Consider the following 18,274-nt stretch of genomic DNA (forward strand, 5'->3'; position numbering starts at 1 on the left):
ATGCCGGGCGACAACATCAAAATGGTTGTTACCCTGATCCACCCAATCGCGATGGATGACGGTCTGCGTTTCGCAATCCGTGAAGGCGGCCGTACTGTAGGTGCGGGCGTTGTTGCTAAAGTTATCGCTTAATCGCTGATACCTTTTGTATGAAAAAGAGCGCTTAGGCGCTCTTTTTTTTGCGTCTAAAATCATGGTCGGTAGTACTCAACGCGTTGCCTCGACAACCCCCCCTATGCTTGCACGTCAGCTTTAGCCGTATCCAACGTTTAATGACAGCGATGTGTTGTTAACCCTGTCATGGACATCAATGTGTTGAAAGTGCATAGGGATTGCATCGGTGCACGTTTTTATTAATTGATAGATTCTACTTGAAATTACAGACTAAATATCATTCAGATGGTGAATATTAAATAATATAGGGTTTAAATTAGTGTTATTCATTAATAAAATATTAAAGAATGCGTAGGGAATAATTTTATATAATTAATGGCGGTAGTATAATCTTATTTATATGTATTAGTGGATGCTATTAGTTAGATAGGTAAAAGTATTTTGTGTTGAGTTGTTGCATTGTGATTAAATCCTGGGTTTTGACATTGTCTATATATTTTCAGCTGCATGGATGTCCGGCAATATAAATATGAGTGCTAGAATCACCATGGTTTGAAAACATTATTATAGTGTTGAAAACCTCTCACCATATAGGTGGGGTGAATATCATTTAGGGATTTATAGCAAATAGGAATACTCATATGCGATTAAATAAATTAACGACAGCTTTGCTGTTATCTTTTGCATGCAGTTCGTTTATGGCATCGGCAGCAACGCTGACAGCCGATGATCAAGCGAATACCATTACTGGTCTGGATTCTTCCCAGATGTTATCAAAAGACAATGGTGCTAGCTGGAAAGCTTATACTGACGAAAATCAAAATAGTTTCCCGGGTACAGAAACAGTGATTGTTGCAGTCAAAGATAATTTGGCGATCACTTCAGAAAATTATGATCCAGCACTGTCGTATCCAACGGCGGGCACTGTCGTTCGCTATAACGGCTATTACTGGACCAGTAAGTGGTGGGCGAACCCAGGTGAGGCTCCGGGCAGTAACGAAGTATGGCAACAGGGGGCGGTAATCAATATTCAGACGTTGGGCACGTTTGAATTCCTGCCTTACACGGGCCAGGCTGCTATCGATTTCCAGAACGATGAGAAAGAGAAGTTGGCTGCCATTCGGAAAGTTACCGGTTATTTCCCGGAGTGGGGCGTGTACGATGCGCATAATAATTTCACGCCAGATAAAATTGATTACACGGGTTTGACCGAAATTAACTATGGTTTCGCCGTTATTAAAAATGGCGAAGTCACTATGCATGATACCGAGAAAGGTCCTGGCTTGATCAAGGACCTGAATGATCGAACGGAAGCTGCGGGCGTACGTCACGTGATTTCTATTGGTGGCTGGAATAACTCCGAGGAAGGGGTATTCGAAGCGGCAACCGCAACACAAGAGGGTACTGAGAAACTCGCAAGCAGCATGGTCGCTTATATGCTGGAATGGGACTTTGACGGTATCGATATTGATTGGGAATATCCAGACACTGATGTTGAAAAAGAAAGCTTCACTAAACTGGTTCAGTTAGTGCGTAGCCAGCTTGATGAGGAAGGTAAGAAAGATGATACGTACTATTCACTTTCTGCGGCAGTCACGACGAACCACACCAAAATCGAGTATATCAACCCTGCGGTAACCACGCCTCTGCTTGATACCGTCAACGTCATGGCGTATGACATCCACGGTGCTTTTGATCCAATCACCGGGCATAACGCGGCACTGTACGCTAACAGTAAAGATGAAGATCAGAAGCTGAACGTTGCAGCGACGATGAATGAATATGTTAATACCTGGCATGTACCGAAAAACAAACTGCTGATGGGCATTCCCTACTACGGTCGTGGCTGGGGTAACGTTGAGCCGACTGAAATTGTTAAAGGTTTGCCAGGCTTGTTTGCACCGGGTACAGCAACGGTACACGGTACCTGGGATGATGTGGACCAAAACACGGGTACCCATCCGTGGTATGTGCTGAAAGAGAAGCTGGCCAGTGGCGATTATGTACGCTACTGGGATAGCGAGTCTGGTGTGCCTTACCTGTACGGCCCAGCGAATAAAGAGTTCCTGACCTACGACGATCCGCAGTCTGTGAAAGAGAAAGTGGACTATATCAATCAGCAAGGTTTTGCCGGTGCAATCGTGTGGGATATCAGTGGTGATACGCCAGATCATGAACTGGGGAATATCGTTAAAGAGATCAAAACGACCCCAGCACAAGACCCAGACCTGAAAGGTATCATTGTCAGCCTGTTTGATAATGAAAAACGTGTAACGATTAACCTTGATGCTTCTAAACTGACGTCAGGTAATAATTATAGCGTTGATATCGATGGTCAATACCTCTTCTCGACATCAGGCAGTAGCTGTAACGACAGCTATAGAGATAATTATGGTAAGGAAGTATCCGTGCGTTCTGGTGATGTCTCCAGCCGTATAAAGGTCGGCTCAGTCATTACGGTGACACGTAATGCTCCAGATACGAAAGAGATCGGCCAGTTGATCGTCACTGAGGATATGCTAAACGGTAATAACCCAGTGATGAGTGATGGTACGGTTAAGTCGTTGACCGTGACGAAAATTAATAATGTTCCTTATGTCCTGGTCGATTTTGATTCAGCGAAGCTGAAAAGCGCTGATGGGTCGCACTATTACGCAAAAGTTATTGATGACGACAAGAAGAAAGGGAATTACATTTTCAGCTGCGAGAATGGCAAGTGTAATTATAGTTCTGTGAGTGATAAGGGTGATGTATCCACCGTGAAATCTGATGAAAAAGATATTTCTGTGGGCGAAACCATTGTGATAGAACGTGAAACTCCTAACCCAGCAACTGTGGCGAAAGTTGTCGTTACCGCAGACATGCTGAAATAACAATTCTGAACACAGCCTAAACTAACTTAAAGCGCACCTGAGTAAATGCAGGTGCGCTTTTTTATGCGAAGCATGATTTTGCCGTTCCGAAATGCAACACTATTGAAATCATAACTATTCTCATTTACACTTTGATCAGAAATTGTACGGGAGTCGATATGTACGTGTGTCTGTGTAACGGTGTGAGTGATAAGAAGATTCGCCAGGTTGTGCGCCAGTTCAGCCCTCAGTCTTTTCAACAGCTCAGAAAGTTTGTCCCGGTGGGGACTCAGTGTGGCAAATGCATTCGTGCTGCGCGCGAAATAATGCAAGATGAATTGACCCAACTGCCTGAATTTAAAGAGATCGCCTGAACAGCCTACTTTTCTCGTTCATTTTTTCCGTGGGTCTACTACGCTTGTAGGTAGTGGAAGCGGAGGAACGACATAATGAAAGGTGATGTTAAGATAATAAATTATCTCAATAAATTATTGGGAAACGAGCTTGTCGCAATCAACCAATATTTTTTACATGCCCGCATGTTTAAAAATTGGGGTCTTAAACGGCTTAACGATATCGAATACCATGAATCCATCGATGAAATGAAACATGCCGATATCTACATCGAGCGTATTCTGTTTCTCGAAGGGATCCCTAACCTTCAGGATTTAGGCAGACTTCAGATCGGCGAAGATGTTGAGGAGATGCTGCAATCCGACCTCAGACTGGAACTGGAGGGTGCGAAGGATTTAAGGGAGGCCATCGCTTATGCCGATAGCGTCTTTGATTACGCTAGTCGCGATATGATGATCAAAATCCTCACGGAAGAAGAACACCATATTGACTGGCTGGAAACCGAGCTGGATTTGATTCAGAAATTGGGCATACAGAATTACCTGCAAGCCCAGATCCGCGAAGAAAGTTAGCGGTTTCCAGATGCAAACTCAGAGCGGTACAGATTTTTACCGCTCTGCATGTCTTATTGCTTACCCATTCCAATTTTGCCAGAGAAAACTCAGCCAGCCTGCCAGGCTCAACCATGGGCCGAACGCGATGTGCGGTTGCTTATCGCCGATTAAGACTCTTCGCCCGAGCGCGTAAATCAGTCCAAATACAGACGACAGCAACAGCACGGAAGGTAAAGCCTGCCATCCACACCATGCGCCGAGTGCTGCCAGCAATTTGAAATCACCGAATCCCATACCTTCTTTGCCGGTTAACCCCCGGAAAGTCTGATAAACCAGCCACAACGCCAGATAGCCTGCAATTGCCCCATACACGGCGTCGCGCAGATCCATACGCATAAAAATGCAGTGATACAGCAAACCCAGCCACAACAACGGCAGTGTGAGTTTGTCTGGCAGCAAAAAATGTTGCGCATCGATTTGCGCTAATGCGAACAAAAACCAAAACAGCAGACAAATTGCCAGAGCATCAGGTATGAGTGGAAATACACCGGCAATCAGCGCAAAAACCAGTCCACAAATGGCCTCCGTTAAGGGATAGCGCACGGAAATCGGGGTAAGACAATCACGGCAACGACCCCGCAGCCAAAGCCAGCTAAATAGCGGAATATTGTCGCGATAGCGAATGGGATGCATGCACTGAGGACAACAGGATCCCGGCCATGCGATATTGCCAAGCGGGGCAGAGGTATCTTTGATGCCTAACGGGACACGGAAAACGACCACATTCATAAAGCTGCCCGTCAGCAAACCTAATCCACCCATCAGGATGATGTCGATGACCTTATCCATTTGCGTTCACCTGGCGTAACTGGAGCGTCACCACTTTCACACTCTTTTTTCCGGCGGGCTGTGCGACGAATTCTAATTGCGTCACTTGCAATCCATTGTGCTGCAAAGCCTGAAGCCAGGTGAAAAAGGTGCTGGCGGGTAACGGCGCGAGGGAGATAGAAAGTGTTTGCGGATCCCGTTTTTGGCTTTGATATTGAATACCATGTTGTTTTGCGGTGCTCGCCAGTCGTTGCTCCATCGACAATGTCGATGGTTTGATAGGAATCAAGCCTTTACGTTGGGCTGCATTAACCAGCCACTGAAGCTCAGCTGTGAGGCGTGCGTTATCCTGTGCTAAACGTGCAACACCATTGTTGAACGGTGTGACGATGCCATACCAGACACCCGCCATCAGACACGCTGCCACCATGAACAGGATCAACGCTCTTTCCCGACTGGTTTTACCTTGCCACCAGATTTTCATGGTTTCACCTCGCTAGTTAACAATGTCAGGCCTGGGCTGCCTGAGGGGGACGACGAAAAATTAAAATTGTCCCGCGAGCGTTGAATAAACTGTGCCAATTGCCCGGCGTCCTCAACCTTCAGGGTCAATGTCAAAGTGCGTTTGTCTTTGTCGTAGCTGAACTGATGGATCTTCAGCATCGGCAAACCGTTTAAATGCTGAGAAATCAGTGACAGGCGCGACATGACGTCAGGCCAGGTTTTACCGGCGGCGGATTCGAAAAAGAATTTATAATTACTGCTGCGTTTATCGGTTGGGAAATAATGACTCCACAAGGCGGTACCCTGGGCACTCAGTTTTGTGTTCTGTTGGCTGAGCTGCCAGAACACAAAACCTTTTACGCATGCCCAGGCAAAAAGTGCCAACAGCAACGCACAGAAAGCTATCTTTCTGAGCGCCGGTTTTACGAGCGTGACTGCCGGACGCACGCGAAATGGGCCGTGGAGTAAATTGACTTCCGCAGTCGGCGCCTGCTGATGCCAACAGGCCAACATATCTTGCCCTGGCAGATATTCCGTCGGTTCATGGGTAAAGGGCAACGGATTAAAACTGAGTGTTTTTTGTGCCGGGTTGCGCATCAACAAATGCTCAAGCAGTGCCGTGTTTAACACTGAAAATTTATGTTCCGCGTAGCGCATTAACCAGTGATCTTCTTGCTGGAGAAGAGTCCAGGTTTCCGGATGATAAGGCAGACCATAACCCTCAGGCATAGCCTGCCTGACGGTGACACCAGCAAAGTGGAGGGTTTGTAGAATGTCCGTCAGAAAAGCTTTGCGGATACCGGCAAGCTGTAAACTGTCCCCCTCACGCTCCAGAATGGTCCAGTGAAGATCATCTGCGTTTTCTGCCACCGTATCTTCTGTCAACCAGCTTAATGTTTGCGGCGTGAGGCTGTACCCTTCTAAGGGTAGGGTGACTTCGCGAAAGTAAAAATATTCCGCAGACAACAACAGCAAGGTGCTGTCTGTCGTGGGTAAATCGCACAAGCTGCCGGGCTGGGCAAAGTCTGTAAGTTGGCGCACAACAGGTGATCCGCTTTCATTGCGATAACTGCATTCAAGTTTGCTGGCGCTTAGGCGCAAAATTAACGTATCCGGTTTCATAAACTTCCCTTTATATGCTCGTAACTCCCGGCGCGACGGGTCACGATGAAGACTTTTTTCTTTTTCTCATCGTATTCAAGCTGGCTGGTAAAATATTGCCGACCGTCATCCTGCTGAACCTCAGTTTCCAGCCTGAAGAAATGGCTGAAGGTGGTGATAATGCCTTTGGCGGCTGCAAAATCCTTTTCGCGCCCCGGAAAGCTTTTCTCCAGATATGCCGCGAGTTGAACCGGATTTTGCCAGGTTTGCGTTGAGCGATTCGCAAACAGCATTTCGACGTCTTTAATTGAAATCACATTGTTAAACATGGCGGCCAGTAACGATGCGTTTTGGGCCGTAAGGGTACTGATGTTGATCTTCAACTCAGTGGTAGGTAATGCACACAGACTGGGTGCCAATGTTTGATAGAGGGCGGGAGTCATGCCCTGAATGCTTTTCAGCTCTGAGACAGCCACAAAAGGGGCGTTTGCATTGTCATGCGGCACATCCTGGGTGTGGTAATACTCACTTTCTGCACCAGCGCGGCGCGGAATCTCGTCGCTATCAATAAAGTCTGCAATCGAATCTATGAGGGTATCAGCCCGGCCGCCATCCACACCGCTGTTCTCTAAAAGCGCACGGAATGTCTGCACGCTATAGGGTTCAACATCGAGCGAGTCTTCCGGCACAGCGGCCAGCACATTGAGATTAAAACAGCTTTGCTCATCCACCAGGTGCCAGCGAACAGTCTGGTCATCAGGCAGTACAATTTCTTGTGGTTGTGCCCAGTACTGATCAGGTGAAGTGTATTTGGCATTGTCTTTCAGATCTTGTTGAAGGATACGAACGGCCTGCTGTTCCGCGATCCCGACTAATCCGTTTTGCTCAAGACGTGAAGTCGTGTAGCCGGTGCGTTTTAGGCTAACCTGAAAACGTAAGGTCATTTCTGTTGCCAGCGCTGCCATAATCGCCAGAATCATCAGCACCACCAGTAGAGCCACGCCTGTTTGTTGCCGATTCATGGTTGTTTTTCCGGGGTAGCAGACGAGACCTTCGGGGTTTGAGAGTGCTGTTCTGGTAAACGAACGAGTCGCGTGATAGTGCCAGGATTGTCCAGCTCAAGCGTAAATTCCACCGCTTGTGGAAGGGCGGTAATCGCGTCATTCTTTTCAAGGAAGGAGCCTTGCGCGTAATAGCGCAATGTAAAATTGTCCACCTCATCGAGCATAGGTAGCGTCAATGTCGGTTGAATGGCATCCGGGTATTGCCAGATATCGCGATAAAGGACTCTGTCTTTTAAATACCAACGAACACGCTGAATAGCAGGCGCACAACAAGTATCCGAGGCGTCTTCCAGACTGGCTGTAGTCAGCATCAAATGTGTTTGGCCGGTTTCAATAACCTCAGTGCTGTGCAGTAACGGGCGTGGTACGAACTGACGGATGTCTTTTTCAAGCATGTTTACCGTACGCAACAATGTGGTGAAACGTTGCTGATGTTTTTTGGTTATCTCGTTGCTGTTTATGGATGCGGTCAATAACTGGCCAGTCATGAGCGTGAGGACCGCGAATAATGCAATGGCGATCAAGACTTCCAGTAAGGTAAAACCTGACTGGGGTTTACGGCTGTGTGACATTTTGTGACTCCATCACATAGCGTTCGAGCTGGATATGCTGACCGTTTTCCAGAGGAACCTGTACCTGCCAGCGGGTGAAGCTCTCAACCTCACTCGGCAGGGCTACAAGCGTCCACTCCCACTTATTTCCGCCCATCAACATGCTGCCATGCAGCGTCTTTGTATTACCTTTGTTCGTAAGCGTGAGCGTGGTCAGCACGTTGTCTGCCACCCAAGCGGCTAATGCTTTGTCGCGCATCGCTGAGGTCGCTGAAAGTTGCCCATTCATACTGGATATCAGCGTCATAGAGACTGCCGCGAAAATCACCATCGCTAAAAGCACTTCCAGGATTGTCATACCGGACTGCGCTGTTTTCATCGTTTTTCACCCGTTGTGAAGCGCAGCGGTAAACCGCCCTGGCTTATGAGGGTGAAAAGTGTTTTGCCAGTGTCACGGTCGTCAATCTGCAAGGTAAACGGTGTGACTTCGCCATCTGGTGAGATGATAATTTGTGGTGTGTGGGTGAGCGAGGCGGGAGATAACTGAACACGCCATGATTCATCCCATTGGCCTTGTGTTGGCAGGCGGTAACTTGCATCAGGCTCCTGCCAGTCTTTTCCTTCAGACACCACAAATTGCCAGTCTTCATCGCGGATTTTCAACCCGATACGCCGGTTTTCCATGGTTGCCCAGTCCGCCGCGTAATCAATGAGCGCGTTAATACGCTCACCGGTTTTTGCCGCTTTGCCTTGTGAGCCATTAAGTTGGCCAGTTGTCATCATCACCGCTGACGCACTCAGTGCGACAACAACCAACACCAACAGCATCTCCAATAGCGTAAAACCCTTCGACGCATTCATGGCTACTTTTTCGCTTTATCCAGATCCCAGTTATTAATGTCATCTGCTGTGCCAGCTTCGTTATCATCACCTGCGGAAATAAGATCGAAAGCGCCATGCTCACCAGGACTCACCAGTAAGTAGTCATTACCCCACGGGTCTTGTGGTAATCGTTTGATATAACCGGATTCGTTGTAATTAGTGGGCACAGGATTGGTCATTGGTTTCGTGATCAGTGCGACCAGGCCCTGACTGGTGGTGGGATATTTATGGTTATCTAGCTTGTACATATCGAGAGCATTTTCCAGTGCGACAAGATCACTGACTGCTTTCTGCCGATCAGCGCGCTCTTTATTACCCATGAGATTGGGCACCACCAGGCTTGCTAACACACCGAGAATAACAATGACCACCATGAGTTCCATCAGGGTGAAACCTTGCTGTTGATTGGGCTTGTGAAGTTCCATTTTATTATTCCTAACTTATCAATGAGTTGAGTTGTAAAATAGGTTGTAAAACCGCCATGATGATGAACAGCACGATGAATGACATCGATATCACCAGAGCGGGTTCAAAGAGGGCTAGTGCCAGCGTGATACGGTTTTGCAGCATCGTTTCTTGCTGATCGGCGGCGCGTTCCATGAGTTCCCCTAGTTGCCCGCTTTTCTCCCCAGATGCGACCATATACAGAGTCATTGGTGGGAAAAGATCGCACTTCTCTAATGCCATATGGAAACCTGAGCCTTGACGAACACGGTCTGCCGCTTCTGTCAGTCGCTGGCGAATTTCGATATTAGCGATGCCTTCTACGGACAAATTCATACCCTCGAGAAGAGGTACTCCGCTTGCTTGTAAGATGCTCAACGTACGCAAGTAACGTGCGCAGTTGATCGCACGGATAAGTCCACGCAGCATCGGGAAATCGAGTAGTTTTCGATCCATGCGATGACGATTGAGCGGACGGCGCTGCCAGAAGTGAAATGCGCCAGCGCTCGTCAGCATCAGCAGAACTAAGGCGAAGCCGTAGGTCTGCAACGAATCACTGATGGCGAGCAAAATGCGAGTCGTTAATGGCAATTGTTGTTTCATATGGACAAACTGCTCGACGACTTTCGGCACGACGGCCGTGAGCAGAATCGTCACAACAGCAATGGCAACGCTGGTCAACATTGTGGGATAAACCAGTGCTTGAATGAGCGCACTGCGGGTTTTTTGACGAACCTCGTTATAGTCCGCCAGTTTTTCCAGCACCAGGCCAAGCTGACCACTTTTTTCTCCGGCTTTAACCAGGGTGCGGTAAATACTGTCGAAAACATTCGGCCATGCGGATAACGCATCTGACAGCGGATGCCCCGAAAGAATGCGATCGCGAAGGTCGGTTAAGATCTTGCCCATATTGTTGTTTTTGTTCTGCCGGGCGATAACGTGCAACGCTTCTTCCAGCGGAAGCGAGGCGCTTGCTAGTGTCGCGAGCTGGCGGGTAAAGAGAGAAAGTTCATGTCCCTTAAGTCGTACACGTTTTTGGAAGAGGCCGGCTTGCCTCAGTGACAGTCCTTTTTTCTCATCGATTGCTACAGGGAATAAACCTTGCTCCCGCAACGTCTCCCGAGCTGCTTTAAGATTGCTGGCCTCAAGGGTGCCTTGTCGTTTTACCCCTTTTGCATCCATGGCCCGCCACTGGTAAATCATGGTGTTACCACCTCAGGATCCTGCTGTGCAGAGGTGACACGCATGACTTCTTCCACGGTGGTTTCACCAGCAACGGCTTTTAATAAACCGTTTTCTCGCAGGCTAAGATTCGTTTTGCGCAAACATTTTTCAATGGCATGTTCGTCCGCATCGCGATGAATAATGGTACGCATTGCGCTATCGACCACCATGATTTCATGGATTGCCAGACGACCAAGATAGCCACTACCCCGGCAAAGCGGGCAGCCTGTGGCCTGCCAGATCTGTTTAACGCCAGGGGCTACAGTGGCCAGCAGCGATTGTTGGTTGACGGGCACCTCCACCTGGGTCCGACAAGTCATGCATAATTTACGCACCAGACGTTGCGCGATAACACCCGACAACGAAGAAGAGAGCAGAAAAGGTTCGACGCCCATATCACGCAAGCGCGTTATTGCACCACTGGCGCTGTTGGTATGCAGCGTGGAGAGTACCAGGTGACCGGTTAACGAAGCCTGTACGGCAATCTGTGCTGTTTCGTTATCACGAATTTCCCCGACCATAACGATGTCAGGATCCTGACGTAGAATTGCGCGTAACCCGCGGGCGAAGGACATATCTACACGGCTATTGACCTGTGTCTGACCAATGCCTTCGAGTTCATACTCAATAGGATCCTCAACGGTCAGAATGTTTCGCTGCGGTGCGTTTAATTCAGAGAGCAGGGCATACAGCGTGGTGCTCTTGCCTGAGCCAGTCGGGCCGGTAACAAGAATGATTCCATGGGGTTGCTGAATCAAAAAATGCAGACGTGTAGCTTCTGTTTTACTCAAACCCATACTGTCGACGGACAAGCGCAGGCTGGATTTATCCAGTAAACGAAGCACAGCGCGTTCACCATATTGGGAGGGCAGCGTTGAAACACGAACGTCAATGTTTCGTCGACCAAGTCGCAGCGAAATTCGCCCATCTTGTGGCAAGCGCTTCTCAGCAATATCAAGGCGCGCCATGACTTTGATACGCGAGAGCAAAAGCGGTGCTAATTTTTTACCAGGTTGCAACACCTGGCGTAGTACACCATCAATACGAAAGCGGATAACCAATGACTTTTCGAAGGTCTCGATATGAATGTCCGATGCACCTTCTTTGACTGCCTCGTGAAGAATGGCATTAATGAGGCGAATAACCGGGGCGCTATTTTCCTCACTGAGGAGATCGGCGTTATCCGGCAACTCTTCTGTCAAAGCGGCAAGGTCTATATCTTGATCAATATCCTGGGCAATTTGCTGCGATTCACCGCTGTTTTGATGAAAAATTTGTTCCAGTCGTTCTTCAAAGGGCTGGCGTTCAAGCGGTGTAAAGCGTTGGCATTCCCCGTTGAGGTGATGCAAATCGAGGATTTTTTCAAGCTCCGACTCAATGCAATACACCAGCTCGTTACCGACCCTTACCGCACCGTACTTCATTGCCTGCGCGTAGCTTTGCGGCAATACTCGGTCCGGTTCTTTCTGCTGAATATTAGGCTCAATCACTGGTCTCATCTCCTGTCATTGCTGAAAGGATTGCGAGGTGCAGCAGGATTTAACGTCGCTTTCGGTGCCGGAGCACTTTGTACAGCAGGCGTCATAGGCTTATCGAAATCAACTTCATTGAGCACTGGACGTTCTTCGTCATCAACGCCAACTAACCCGCTATGGACATCATCAATGCGTTGTTTTTGTAAGGAGCGGAATCGGGTATATTTTTCTTTTGATAATGAGCGATAGACTTCATCGTCCCGAATGATTGTCGGCCGGATGAATACCATCAGATTCCGTTTATTGGTATCTGTAGAGGTATAACGGAATAATTGGCCGATGAAAGGGATATCGCCAAGTAGAGGAACTTTTGACACCTGTTCTTTTGAGGAGTCATCAAGTAACCCACCCAGCACCACGGTTTCGCCCGTTTTCACCAGCACCGCATTTTGAATGGTGCGGGTATTAAACGTCGGACCAAGTTCGCTGGAGCTTCCCGAGGAGGTATCAACGCTTGACACTTCCTGCTCAATTTCCATCAACACGGCATCACCTTCGTTAATTTGAGGTGTCACTTTTAACTTGGTGCCGACGGTTTTGCGCTCAACGGTATTAAAGACGTTGTCACCAGAAGTCGTTTGAGAACCAGAGAGCACGGGCACATCTTGTCCAACATTAAAGGATGCTTCTTTATTATCCAGGGTGACAATGCTGGGGGTGGCGAGAATATCGTTTTTGTTATTCGAGGCCAGTGCAGTTAGCAGTACGCTCCAGTCACCTTCGAAAAAGCCCGCTGCCAGTCCGTTAAAGCTGCTGAGTGCGCTAGATATCGGGTTGTCACTGCTCATCGAACCACTCTTTTTGAACTCACGAGCGCCCTGAGCCGCATCAAAAATGGGTAATCCGGATTTGGTAAACTGTTGCCCACCTACGTTGCTGTTCGCCCATTGCACGCCGAGATTAAGGCCATTCCCATCCTGCACTTCGACAATGATTGCTTCTACCAATACCTGTGCGCGGCGGATGTCGAGACGGGCAATGACTTTTTCAAGTTCCTGCATCGCGCTTTGATCTGCAGTAATGACTACCGAGTTGGTTTGTTCATCGGCGTTGATTGAAACATCCTCTCGCCCGCTGCTGCCCTGAGATGATGATTTCTTATCGGTAGCAATTTTTTCTGATACACCAGTCAGCACTTCAACGATTTTGGTGGCTTTGGCATATTTAAGATAAAAGACGCGAGTATTACCTTGGCTGCTTTGTTCGACATCTAGACGGCTAATTAATGATTTAAGCTTATTGCGTACTTTTACAGGGCCACTGACAACCAGTGCATTTGTGCGTTTATCGGCAACAATTTTTGGTAGCAGGATCTGGGTCGGATTCTCTTTGGATTCTTCACGCACTAAATTATTGATGACTTCAGCGAGCTCTTCTGCGGGGGCGTACCTTAATTTAAGGACTTCACGCTCTTGGGTGCCATTGACATCAACGCGTTTTATCACTTCCAAAATGCGGTTAACGACATTCGCTTTGCCGGTAATTAACAGCACATTAGATGGATCGTAGTGAACGACATTGCCGATACCGCCGCTATCCATCATTTGCCGTAACAACGGGGCCAGTTCCCGTACCGGGACATTTTGTAAAGAGACTACGCGGGTAATGAATTCGTCGCCAACGGAGGGGGTAGCGGTATCTTTGAATTCACCCGGTGCTGTTTTCAGTGAGGCAGACCGTACGACTTTAACTAGCCCATTATCGAGATTAACAACTGAAAAACCATAAATATCAAGTACACTAAGAAAGAACTGATAATATTCTTCCTCATTAAAATTATCATAACTTCGAACAGATATATTGCCCTGAACTGACGGTTCCACCAGAATTGTTTTACCCGTATTTTTACTTACAGCAGCGATAAACTCTCGGATATCAGCATTTTTGAAGTTAGCCGAATATTGCGCAGCGTAAGACTGGCTTGACGGGTAAATAAATTGTAATGCCAGAATAAGTGCGGCATATTTACAAGAGAATTTCATACTGTTAACTTCCTTGAACTATTCAATGTCCATTGTTGAAGCATTGATTAACTTTTCACTATTGTTACGTAACACAGTGAACTGCGCGGAACCGAGAGAATTAAGTGCATTTAATGCCGCTTTCATTTCGACAGGATCGGTCAACACATGGTTATTGATTTTTATTGCGATATCCGCAGGCAGGAAACCAAGTCGACGGAAATTGTCGTTTGAGCCGCGAGGATTAAGCCTCACTCCTGTCAACTGGTCATGCACATACACTGGGTTACCGACGATGAAATCACTTAAGTGTCGATTACCTTCCATGGGTTGGAGTGTTTCCCTTGGCTGTGATTCGTAATCATCAAGAAAGACGACCTGCTGACGCATGCCGTTGTTATTAATGTCGACAGTGTTCTCATCTATTTTTTCTATCAATACATTCTGCAAACCTTCAATATATTCACCTTGGTTATAATTCCGCGTGCCACCATTACTGACAATGATTGCCTGAGAAAACTTGCGGTCATTGCTTGAGATAATGCCTGTCAGGGTCAGATCGAGTCGTGCGACTCCTACTGGCGCGGGGGCAGCGTGCGCGGCCACCACATTGTCTGCGGGGTCACTTTCGTCAAGGTTAAGATTAAAAGTCATTTTATCTGCATTTGTTGGAGATAAAATTACCCAAGCATTTTTATTTCTTATGTGTTCATAAAACATATTCACGGAATGAATAAATAATAAAATAGAGGTGCAGGCTAGCGCCGTATACAGCACTTGCTGACTATGTTTATGTAGCCAGGTAAGCATATTGTTCATGTCAAAAGCCATTTGTTACATTGATGGTCTTTATCGAAAGTGGAGCGATATACTATAGTTTTTACTAATCGTATTCAATCTGATCTGTTGATGACTTTTGTCAAATAATCGTACAGGATAATAGGGTGTGAAATATTCTTCGTTTATTTCGTTTCAACATTCAAGAGTTTTAAATGGCAGGTTATTATGTGTAGTGTAAAAATATCAGGGGGATACGAGTTTTCGCAATTTAGATTAATCTCGGATTGGTTAGTTAATCCTTTGTGGTCTGGAGAAGTAGCTCTCTTATATGGAAATAAAGGAGTGGGTAAATCCTCGCTTATTTATAAATTTAGGAAATCTAAATCCAGTATGTTCTTTGTCTTTAATGCTATTAAGATTGATAACAATATTCACTTAATGTCTACGGAAGAGTACGAAAAAGAACATTTAACCTATGCTCAGGATCATTTCTGGTTAGAGGTGTTTTCATCGATTAAAAATAAGACCACGGAAAGTATTATTGTCATAGATAATGCAGATTTACTGGCACACGATGTTGATCATTTCATTCAGGCATTTAAGCAACTCGCCCCCGCAGTGGAAGGGGGAGTCAAACTGTTGCTGGTTGGCAGTCCGAGGCTCAAAAACTGTAAAGGTATAAACAAGCGTCTTCCAATACATCTCCATCTGAGTCCGCTTTCAGAAGCAGAGTGCAGCGATTTTCTGACCGTTATGCAGGCAGAGGGGCAAGCAGGCGAGGGGGTGATATTGCGCCAAAGTTTTGTGCGTCATATCAATAATGCCACTCGGGGTAATTTAAGCGTGATGAAAAGGATTGCTGTTATTGCAAAGCAGTTGGCTCTCGCTGAACAGTCCAGCCACCTAAGTACCCGTCAGGAGAAATTGGTGATGGCAGCGGCTGGGTTACCTTTTAAGTCAGGACCTGGTGCCTTGTTGTTGGCAACCTATGTCGCGCTGGCATTGTCGATTGGTTGGGGAGGATTTGACGTCATGAAATTACCTTTTCCGGCACCCCATTGGCTGGATGTAACTAAACCTGTTGTGAAAAACGTTGAGCCGATAAAAATCAACGCAATGGCATCAAACATGCAAGATGCTATGCAGCAGCTTTTCGCAATTTGGGGATATGAGGTTTCCGCTGAAGAAGCTTGGTGTGAACAAGCCGATCGTGCAGGTCTGGTGTGCGAAAGCGGTGATGAGACGTTGGAGAATCTGGCGCGCTATAGCTTACCGTGGGTTGCGCGCCTCAATGTCGAAAACCATGCCCTCTATGCAGTCATCATGCGTATTTCAGACAACGAACTCGATCTTATCATTAATAAACAGACATGGACGGTGAGCCGGAAATGGTTTGATGCCCACTCTGAAGGTCATTACACCCTGATGTGGCCATCGGCGCCTGACGGTAAAAATCGCGTGACTAATAAAAGTACGGCCGAAAGTATTATCTGGCTGGATGCGATGCTCAGCCGCGCACTTGGTGTCCCCGCGAATGAAAGTGGTGACTGGACGGCAATGCTAACTGAGAAGGTTAAGTTATTTCAGCGCCATGAGAATCTTCAACAAGACGGCACGCCAGGCAAAGATACCCTCATCAGATTACGTCAGACACTCGGCGAGGCGCCGAGGTTAATAAATGAAATGAATACATTACCAATACAAAAAAGTGTTCCCGATATCGACGTGAAGAAGAAGGACGTTAAAAAGGAGAACGCGAAATGATGCGAATTTACTCAGCTTTTGTGGCTCATCGTGACAGTGATACTCCACAGCTTGTCGCACGAGCTCCCGGAGTATTGGCTCAAAGCCTATTGGCCTGGGCCAGTTTGTTTATTTGGATAGTTCTTGCGCTACTCACCGGCTATTACGCGCATTACCACTGGCTACAACGTTTTCCGCCCATGACGAGTGAAGCAAAGATAACGGTGGAAAATGATTATCGTCTCTCTGATATGCATTATGTGTTTAAGAAACAACCGCTACCGACGAGACCGATTACCGACATGTCCGATGAAAACACGGTTGTTGATGACGTTGAAACCCCTGAATACATCGGTGACGATGAGTTCGTTGCCGAGGATGACGTTACGCCGCCTGCATCACAGACACGTAAAGATTCACTACGGGAACAAGTGCAAAAAGCGTTAGCTGAAATGGATGAATAGCGAATATGAAAATACCTGACATTTATCGCGTCTTTTTAAACCATAAGAACTTGCATATGGGCTGTGTATAAGTATAATACGCCGGCCTGTCCTAATCGACGGCTGGCTCAATATGAGCCTGACAGTGAAGTTGCTGTCGACAATGTTCCCAATTGGGGAACTATGTATGAACGATTACACTCCCCCATCAATCGTAATGGGTGTGAGCAGTGATTTTTTTCGTCTATAAAATAATTGGAGCTATGGTCTCATGCAGAGCCAAAGAATCCGTATCCGCCTTAAAGCGTTTGATCATCGTCTGATCGATCAATCAACTGCGGAAATCGTCGAGACTGCTAAGCGCACTGGTGCGCAAGTTCGTGGTCCGATCCCGCTGCCGACCCGCAAAGAGCGCTTTACCGTTCTGATCTCTCCGCACGTCAACAAAGACGCGCGTGATCAGTACGAAATTCGCACTCATAAGCGTCTGGTTGACATTGTTGAGCCAACTGAGAAAACCGTTGATGCTCTGATGCGTCTGGACCTGGCTGCTGGTGTAGACGTGCAGATCAGCCTGGGTTAATCAGGTCATTGACGATTGAGAGGTTGAAACAATGATTGGTTTAGTCGGTAAAAAAGTGGGTATGACCCGTATCTTCACAGAAGACGGCGTTTCTATCCCAGTAACCGTGATTGAAGTAGAAGCAAACCGTGTTACTCAGGTTAAAGACCTGGCTAACGACGGCTACCGTGCTGTTCAAGTTACCACTGGCGCTAAAAAAGCTAGCCGTGTAACTAAGCCGGAAGCTGGTCACTTCGCTAAAGCTGGCGTAGAAGCTGGCCGTGGCCTTTGGGAATTCCGTCTTGCAGAAGGCGAAGAGTTCACCGTAGGTCAAGACATTAGCGTTGAGCTGTTTGCTGAAGTCAAAAAAGTTGACGTAACTGGCACCTCTAAAGGTAAAGGTTTCGCAGGTACCGTTAAGCGCTGGAACTTCCGTACCCAGGATGCTACACACGGTAACTCCTTGTCCCACCGCGTTCCGGGTTCTATCGGTCAGAACCAGACTCCGGGCAAAGTGTTCAAAGGCAAGAAAATGGCAGGCCAACTGGGCAACGAACGTGTAACTGTTCAGAGTCTGGATGTAGTACGCGTTGACGCTGAGCGCAACCTGCTGCTGGTTAAGGGTGCAGTTCCGGGTGCAACCGGTAGCGACCTGATCGTTAAACCAGCTGTGAAGGCGTGAGGAGATAGCAATGGAATTAGTATTGAAAGACGCGCAAAGCGCGCTGACTGTTTCCGAAACTACCTTCGGTCGTGATTTCAACGAAGCGCTGGTACA

At 47.3% G+C, this 18,274-nt stretch carries 19 protein-coding genes and 2 pseudogenes; 9 read left to right on the forward strand and 12 right to left on the reverse strand.

All coding sequences use genetic code 11. From position 1 onward, the window contains the following. The 4 genes and pseudogenes from tuf to bfr form a co-directional block, all read left to right on the forward strand. Positions 1-132, forward strand: a pseudogene (gene tuf / locus VJY99_RS17635) (elongation factor Tu); the annotation flags it as partial. A gap of 623 nt (positions 133-755) precedes the next feature. After that, the gene (locus tag VJY99_RS17640) at positions 756-2,987 is read left to right on the forward strand and encodes a glycosyl hydrolase family 18 protein (protein WP_324120798.1); all 2,232 of its coding nucleotides are present in this window, start codon (positions 756-758) and stop codon (positions 2,985-2,987) included. A gap of 158 nt (positions 2,988-3,145) precedes the next feature. Further along, complete coding sequence (bfd, locus tag VJY99_RS17645) at positions 3,146-3,340, forward strand: bacterioferritin-associated ferredoxin (protein ID WP_324120800.1); 195 nt, start codon at positions 3,146-3,148, stop codon at positions 3,338-3,340. Positions 3,341-3,415: 75 nt separating this feature from the next. After that, positions 3,416-3,892, forward strand: a complete 477-nt coding sequence (bfr, locus tag VJY99_RS17650) for a bacterioferritin (protein ID WP_324120801.1) — start codon at positions 3,416-3,418, stop codon at positions 3,890-3,892. A gap of 60 nt (positions 3,893-3,952) precedes the next feature. On the opposite strand, the gene VJY99_RS17655 is transcribed toward bfr, so the two are convergent. Genes VJY99_RS17655 through VJY99_RS17710 form a run of 12 tightly spaced genes read right to left on the reverse strand, consistent with a single transcriptional unit; the run spans position 3,953 to position 14,787 of the window. Then, positions 3,953-4,723 carry an A24 family peptidase gene (locus tag VJY99_RS17655; protein ID WP_324120803.1) on the reverse strand — a complete coding sequence of 257 codons (771 nt, stop codon included), beginning with the start codon at positions 4,721-4,723 and terminating at the stop codon, positions 3,953-3,955. Next, on the reverse strand, positions 4,716-5,186 hold the full coding sequence (gene gspM / locus VJY99_RS17660; protein ID WP_324120805.1) for a type II secretion system protein GspM: 471 nt from the start codon (positions 5,184-5,186) through the stop codon (positions 4,716-4,718). Before gspM ends, VJY99_RS17655 begins: the two co-directional genes overlap by 8 nt. Next, positions 5,183-6,328, reverse strand: a complete 1,146-nt coding sequence (gspL, locus tag VJY99_RS17665) for a type II secretion system protein GspL (RefSeq protein ID WP_324120807.1) — start codon at positions 6,326-6,328, stop codon at positions 5,183-5,185. The genes gspM and gspL overlap by 4 nt, the downstream gene beginning before the upstream one ends. Beyond that, the gene (gene gspK, locus VJY99_RS17670) at positions 6,325-7,329 is read right to left on the reverse strand and encodes a type II secretion system minor pseudopilin GspK (RefSeq protein WP_324120809.1); all 1,005 of its coding nucleotides are present in this window, start codon (positions 7,327-7,329) and stop codon (positions 6,325-6,327) included. Before gspK ends, gspL begins: the two co-directional genes overlap by 4 nt. Next, positions 7,326-7,943 (reverse strand): type II secretion system minor pseudopilin GspJ, encoded by a 618-nt coding sequence (gene gspJ, locus VJY99_RS17675; protein ID WP_324120810.1) that lies wholly within the window; start codon positions 7,941-7,943, stop codon positions 7,326-7,328. Before gspJ ends, gspK begins: the two co-directional genes overlap by 4 nt. Continuing rightward, positions 7,927-8,301, reverse strand: coding sequence for a type II secretion system minor pseudopilin GspI (gene gspI / locus VJY99_RS17680; RefSeq protein WP_324120812.1), 375 nt, complete (start codon positions 8,299-8,301; stop codon positions 7,927-7,929). The genes gspJ and gspI overlap by 17 nt, the downstream gene beginning before the upstream one ends. Continuing rightward, complete coding sequence (gene gspH, locus VJY99_RS17685) at positions 8,298-8,783, reverse strand: type II secretion system minor pseudopilin GspH (protein WP_324120814.1); 486 nt, start codon at positions 8,781-8,783, stop codon at positions 8,298-8,300. The genes gspI and gspH overlap by 4 nt, the downstream gene beginning before the upstream one ends. A 2-nt stretch (positions 8,784-8,785) precedes the next feature. Further along, positions 8,786-9,229, reverse strand: a complete 444-nt coding sequence (gene gspG, locus VJY99_RS17690; protein ID WP_324120816.1) for a type II secretion system major pseudopilin GspG — start codon at positions 9,227-9,229, stop codon at positions 8,786-8,788. A 10-nt stretch (positions 9,230-9,239) separates the two neighbouring features. Then, complete coding sequence (gene gspF, locus VJY99_RS17695; protein WP_324120818.1) at positions 9,240-10,451, reverse strand: type II secretion system inner membrane protein GspF; 1,212 nt, start codon at positions 10,449-10,451, stop codon at positions 9,240-9,242. Next, positions 10,448-11,971: a type II secretion system ATPase GspE gene (gene gspE, locus VJY99_RS17700; protein ID WP_414641615.1), complete on the reverse strand. Its 1,524-nt coding sequence runs from the start codon at positions 11,969-11,971 to the stop codon at positions 10,448-10,450. Before gspE ends, gspF begins: the two co-directional genes overlap by 4 nt. Beyond that, positions 11,968-13,989 carry a type II secretion system secretin GspD gene (gene gspD, locus VJY99_RS17705; RefSeq protein ID WP_324120820.1) on the reverse strand — a complete coding sequence of 674 codons (2,022 nt, stop codon included), beginning with the start codon at positions 13,987-13,989 and terminating at the stop codon, positions 11,968-11,970. The genes gspE and gspD overlap by 4 nt, the downstream gene beginning before the upstream one ends. Before the next feature lie 18 nt (positions 13,990-14,007). Continuing rightward, positions 14,008-14,787, reverse strand: a complete 780-nt coding sequence (locus VJY99_RS17710) for a type II secretion system protein N (protein ID WP_324120822.1) — start codon at positions 14,785-14,787, stop codon at positions 14,008-14,010. 186 nt (positions 14,788-14,973) lie between these two features. On the opposite strand from VJY99_RS17710, the gene VJY99_RS17715 reads away from it, so the two are divergent. The 5 genes and pseudogenes from VJY99_RS17715 to VJY99_RS17735 all read left to right on the forward strand — a co-directional run. Next, positions 14,974-16,512: a peptidoglycan-binding protein gene (locus tag VJY99_RS17715; protein WP_324120823.1), complete on the forward strand. Its 1,539-nt coding sequence runs from the start codon at positions 14,974-14,976 to the stop codon at positions 16,510-16,512. Further along, positions 16,509-16,955, forward strand: a complete 447-nt coding sequence (locus VJY99_RS17720) for a hypothetical protein (protein WP_324120824.1) — start codon at positions 16,509-16,511, stop codon at positions 16,953-16,955. Before VJY99_RS17715 ends, VJY99_RS17720 begins: the two co-directional genes overlap by 4 nt. Positions 16,956-17,205: 250 nt before the next feature. Next, positions 17,206-17,517, forward strand: a complete 312-nt coding sequence (rpsJ, locus tag VJY99_RS17725) for a 30S ribosomal protein S10 (protein ID WP_034461784.1) — start codon at positions 17,206-17,208, stop codon at positions 17,515-17,517. Positions 17,518-17,548: 31 nt separating this feature from the next. After that, positions 17,549-18,178: a 50S ribosomal protein L3 gene (rplC, locus tag VJY99_RS17730; protein WP_034461783.1), complete on the forward strand. Its 630-nt coding sequence runs from the start codon at positions 17,549-17,551 to the stop codon at positions 18,176-18,178. Between the two features lie 10 nt (positions 18,179-18,188). Further along, positions 18,189-18,274: pseudogene (locus VJY99_RS17735) on the forward strand (50S ribosomal protein L4); the annotation flags it as partial.

Source organism: Buttiauxella sp., from assembly GCF_035271705.1.
Taxonomy (GTDB): Bacteria; Pseudomonadota; Gammaproteobacteria; order Enterobacterales; family Enterobacteriaceae; genus Buttiauxella.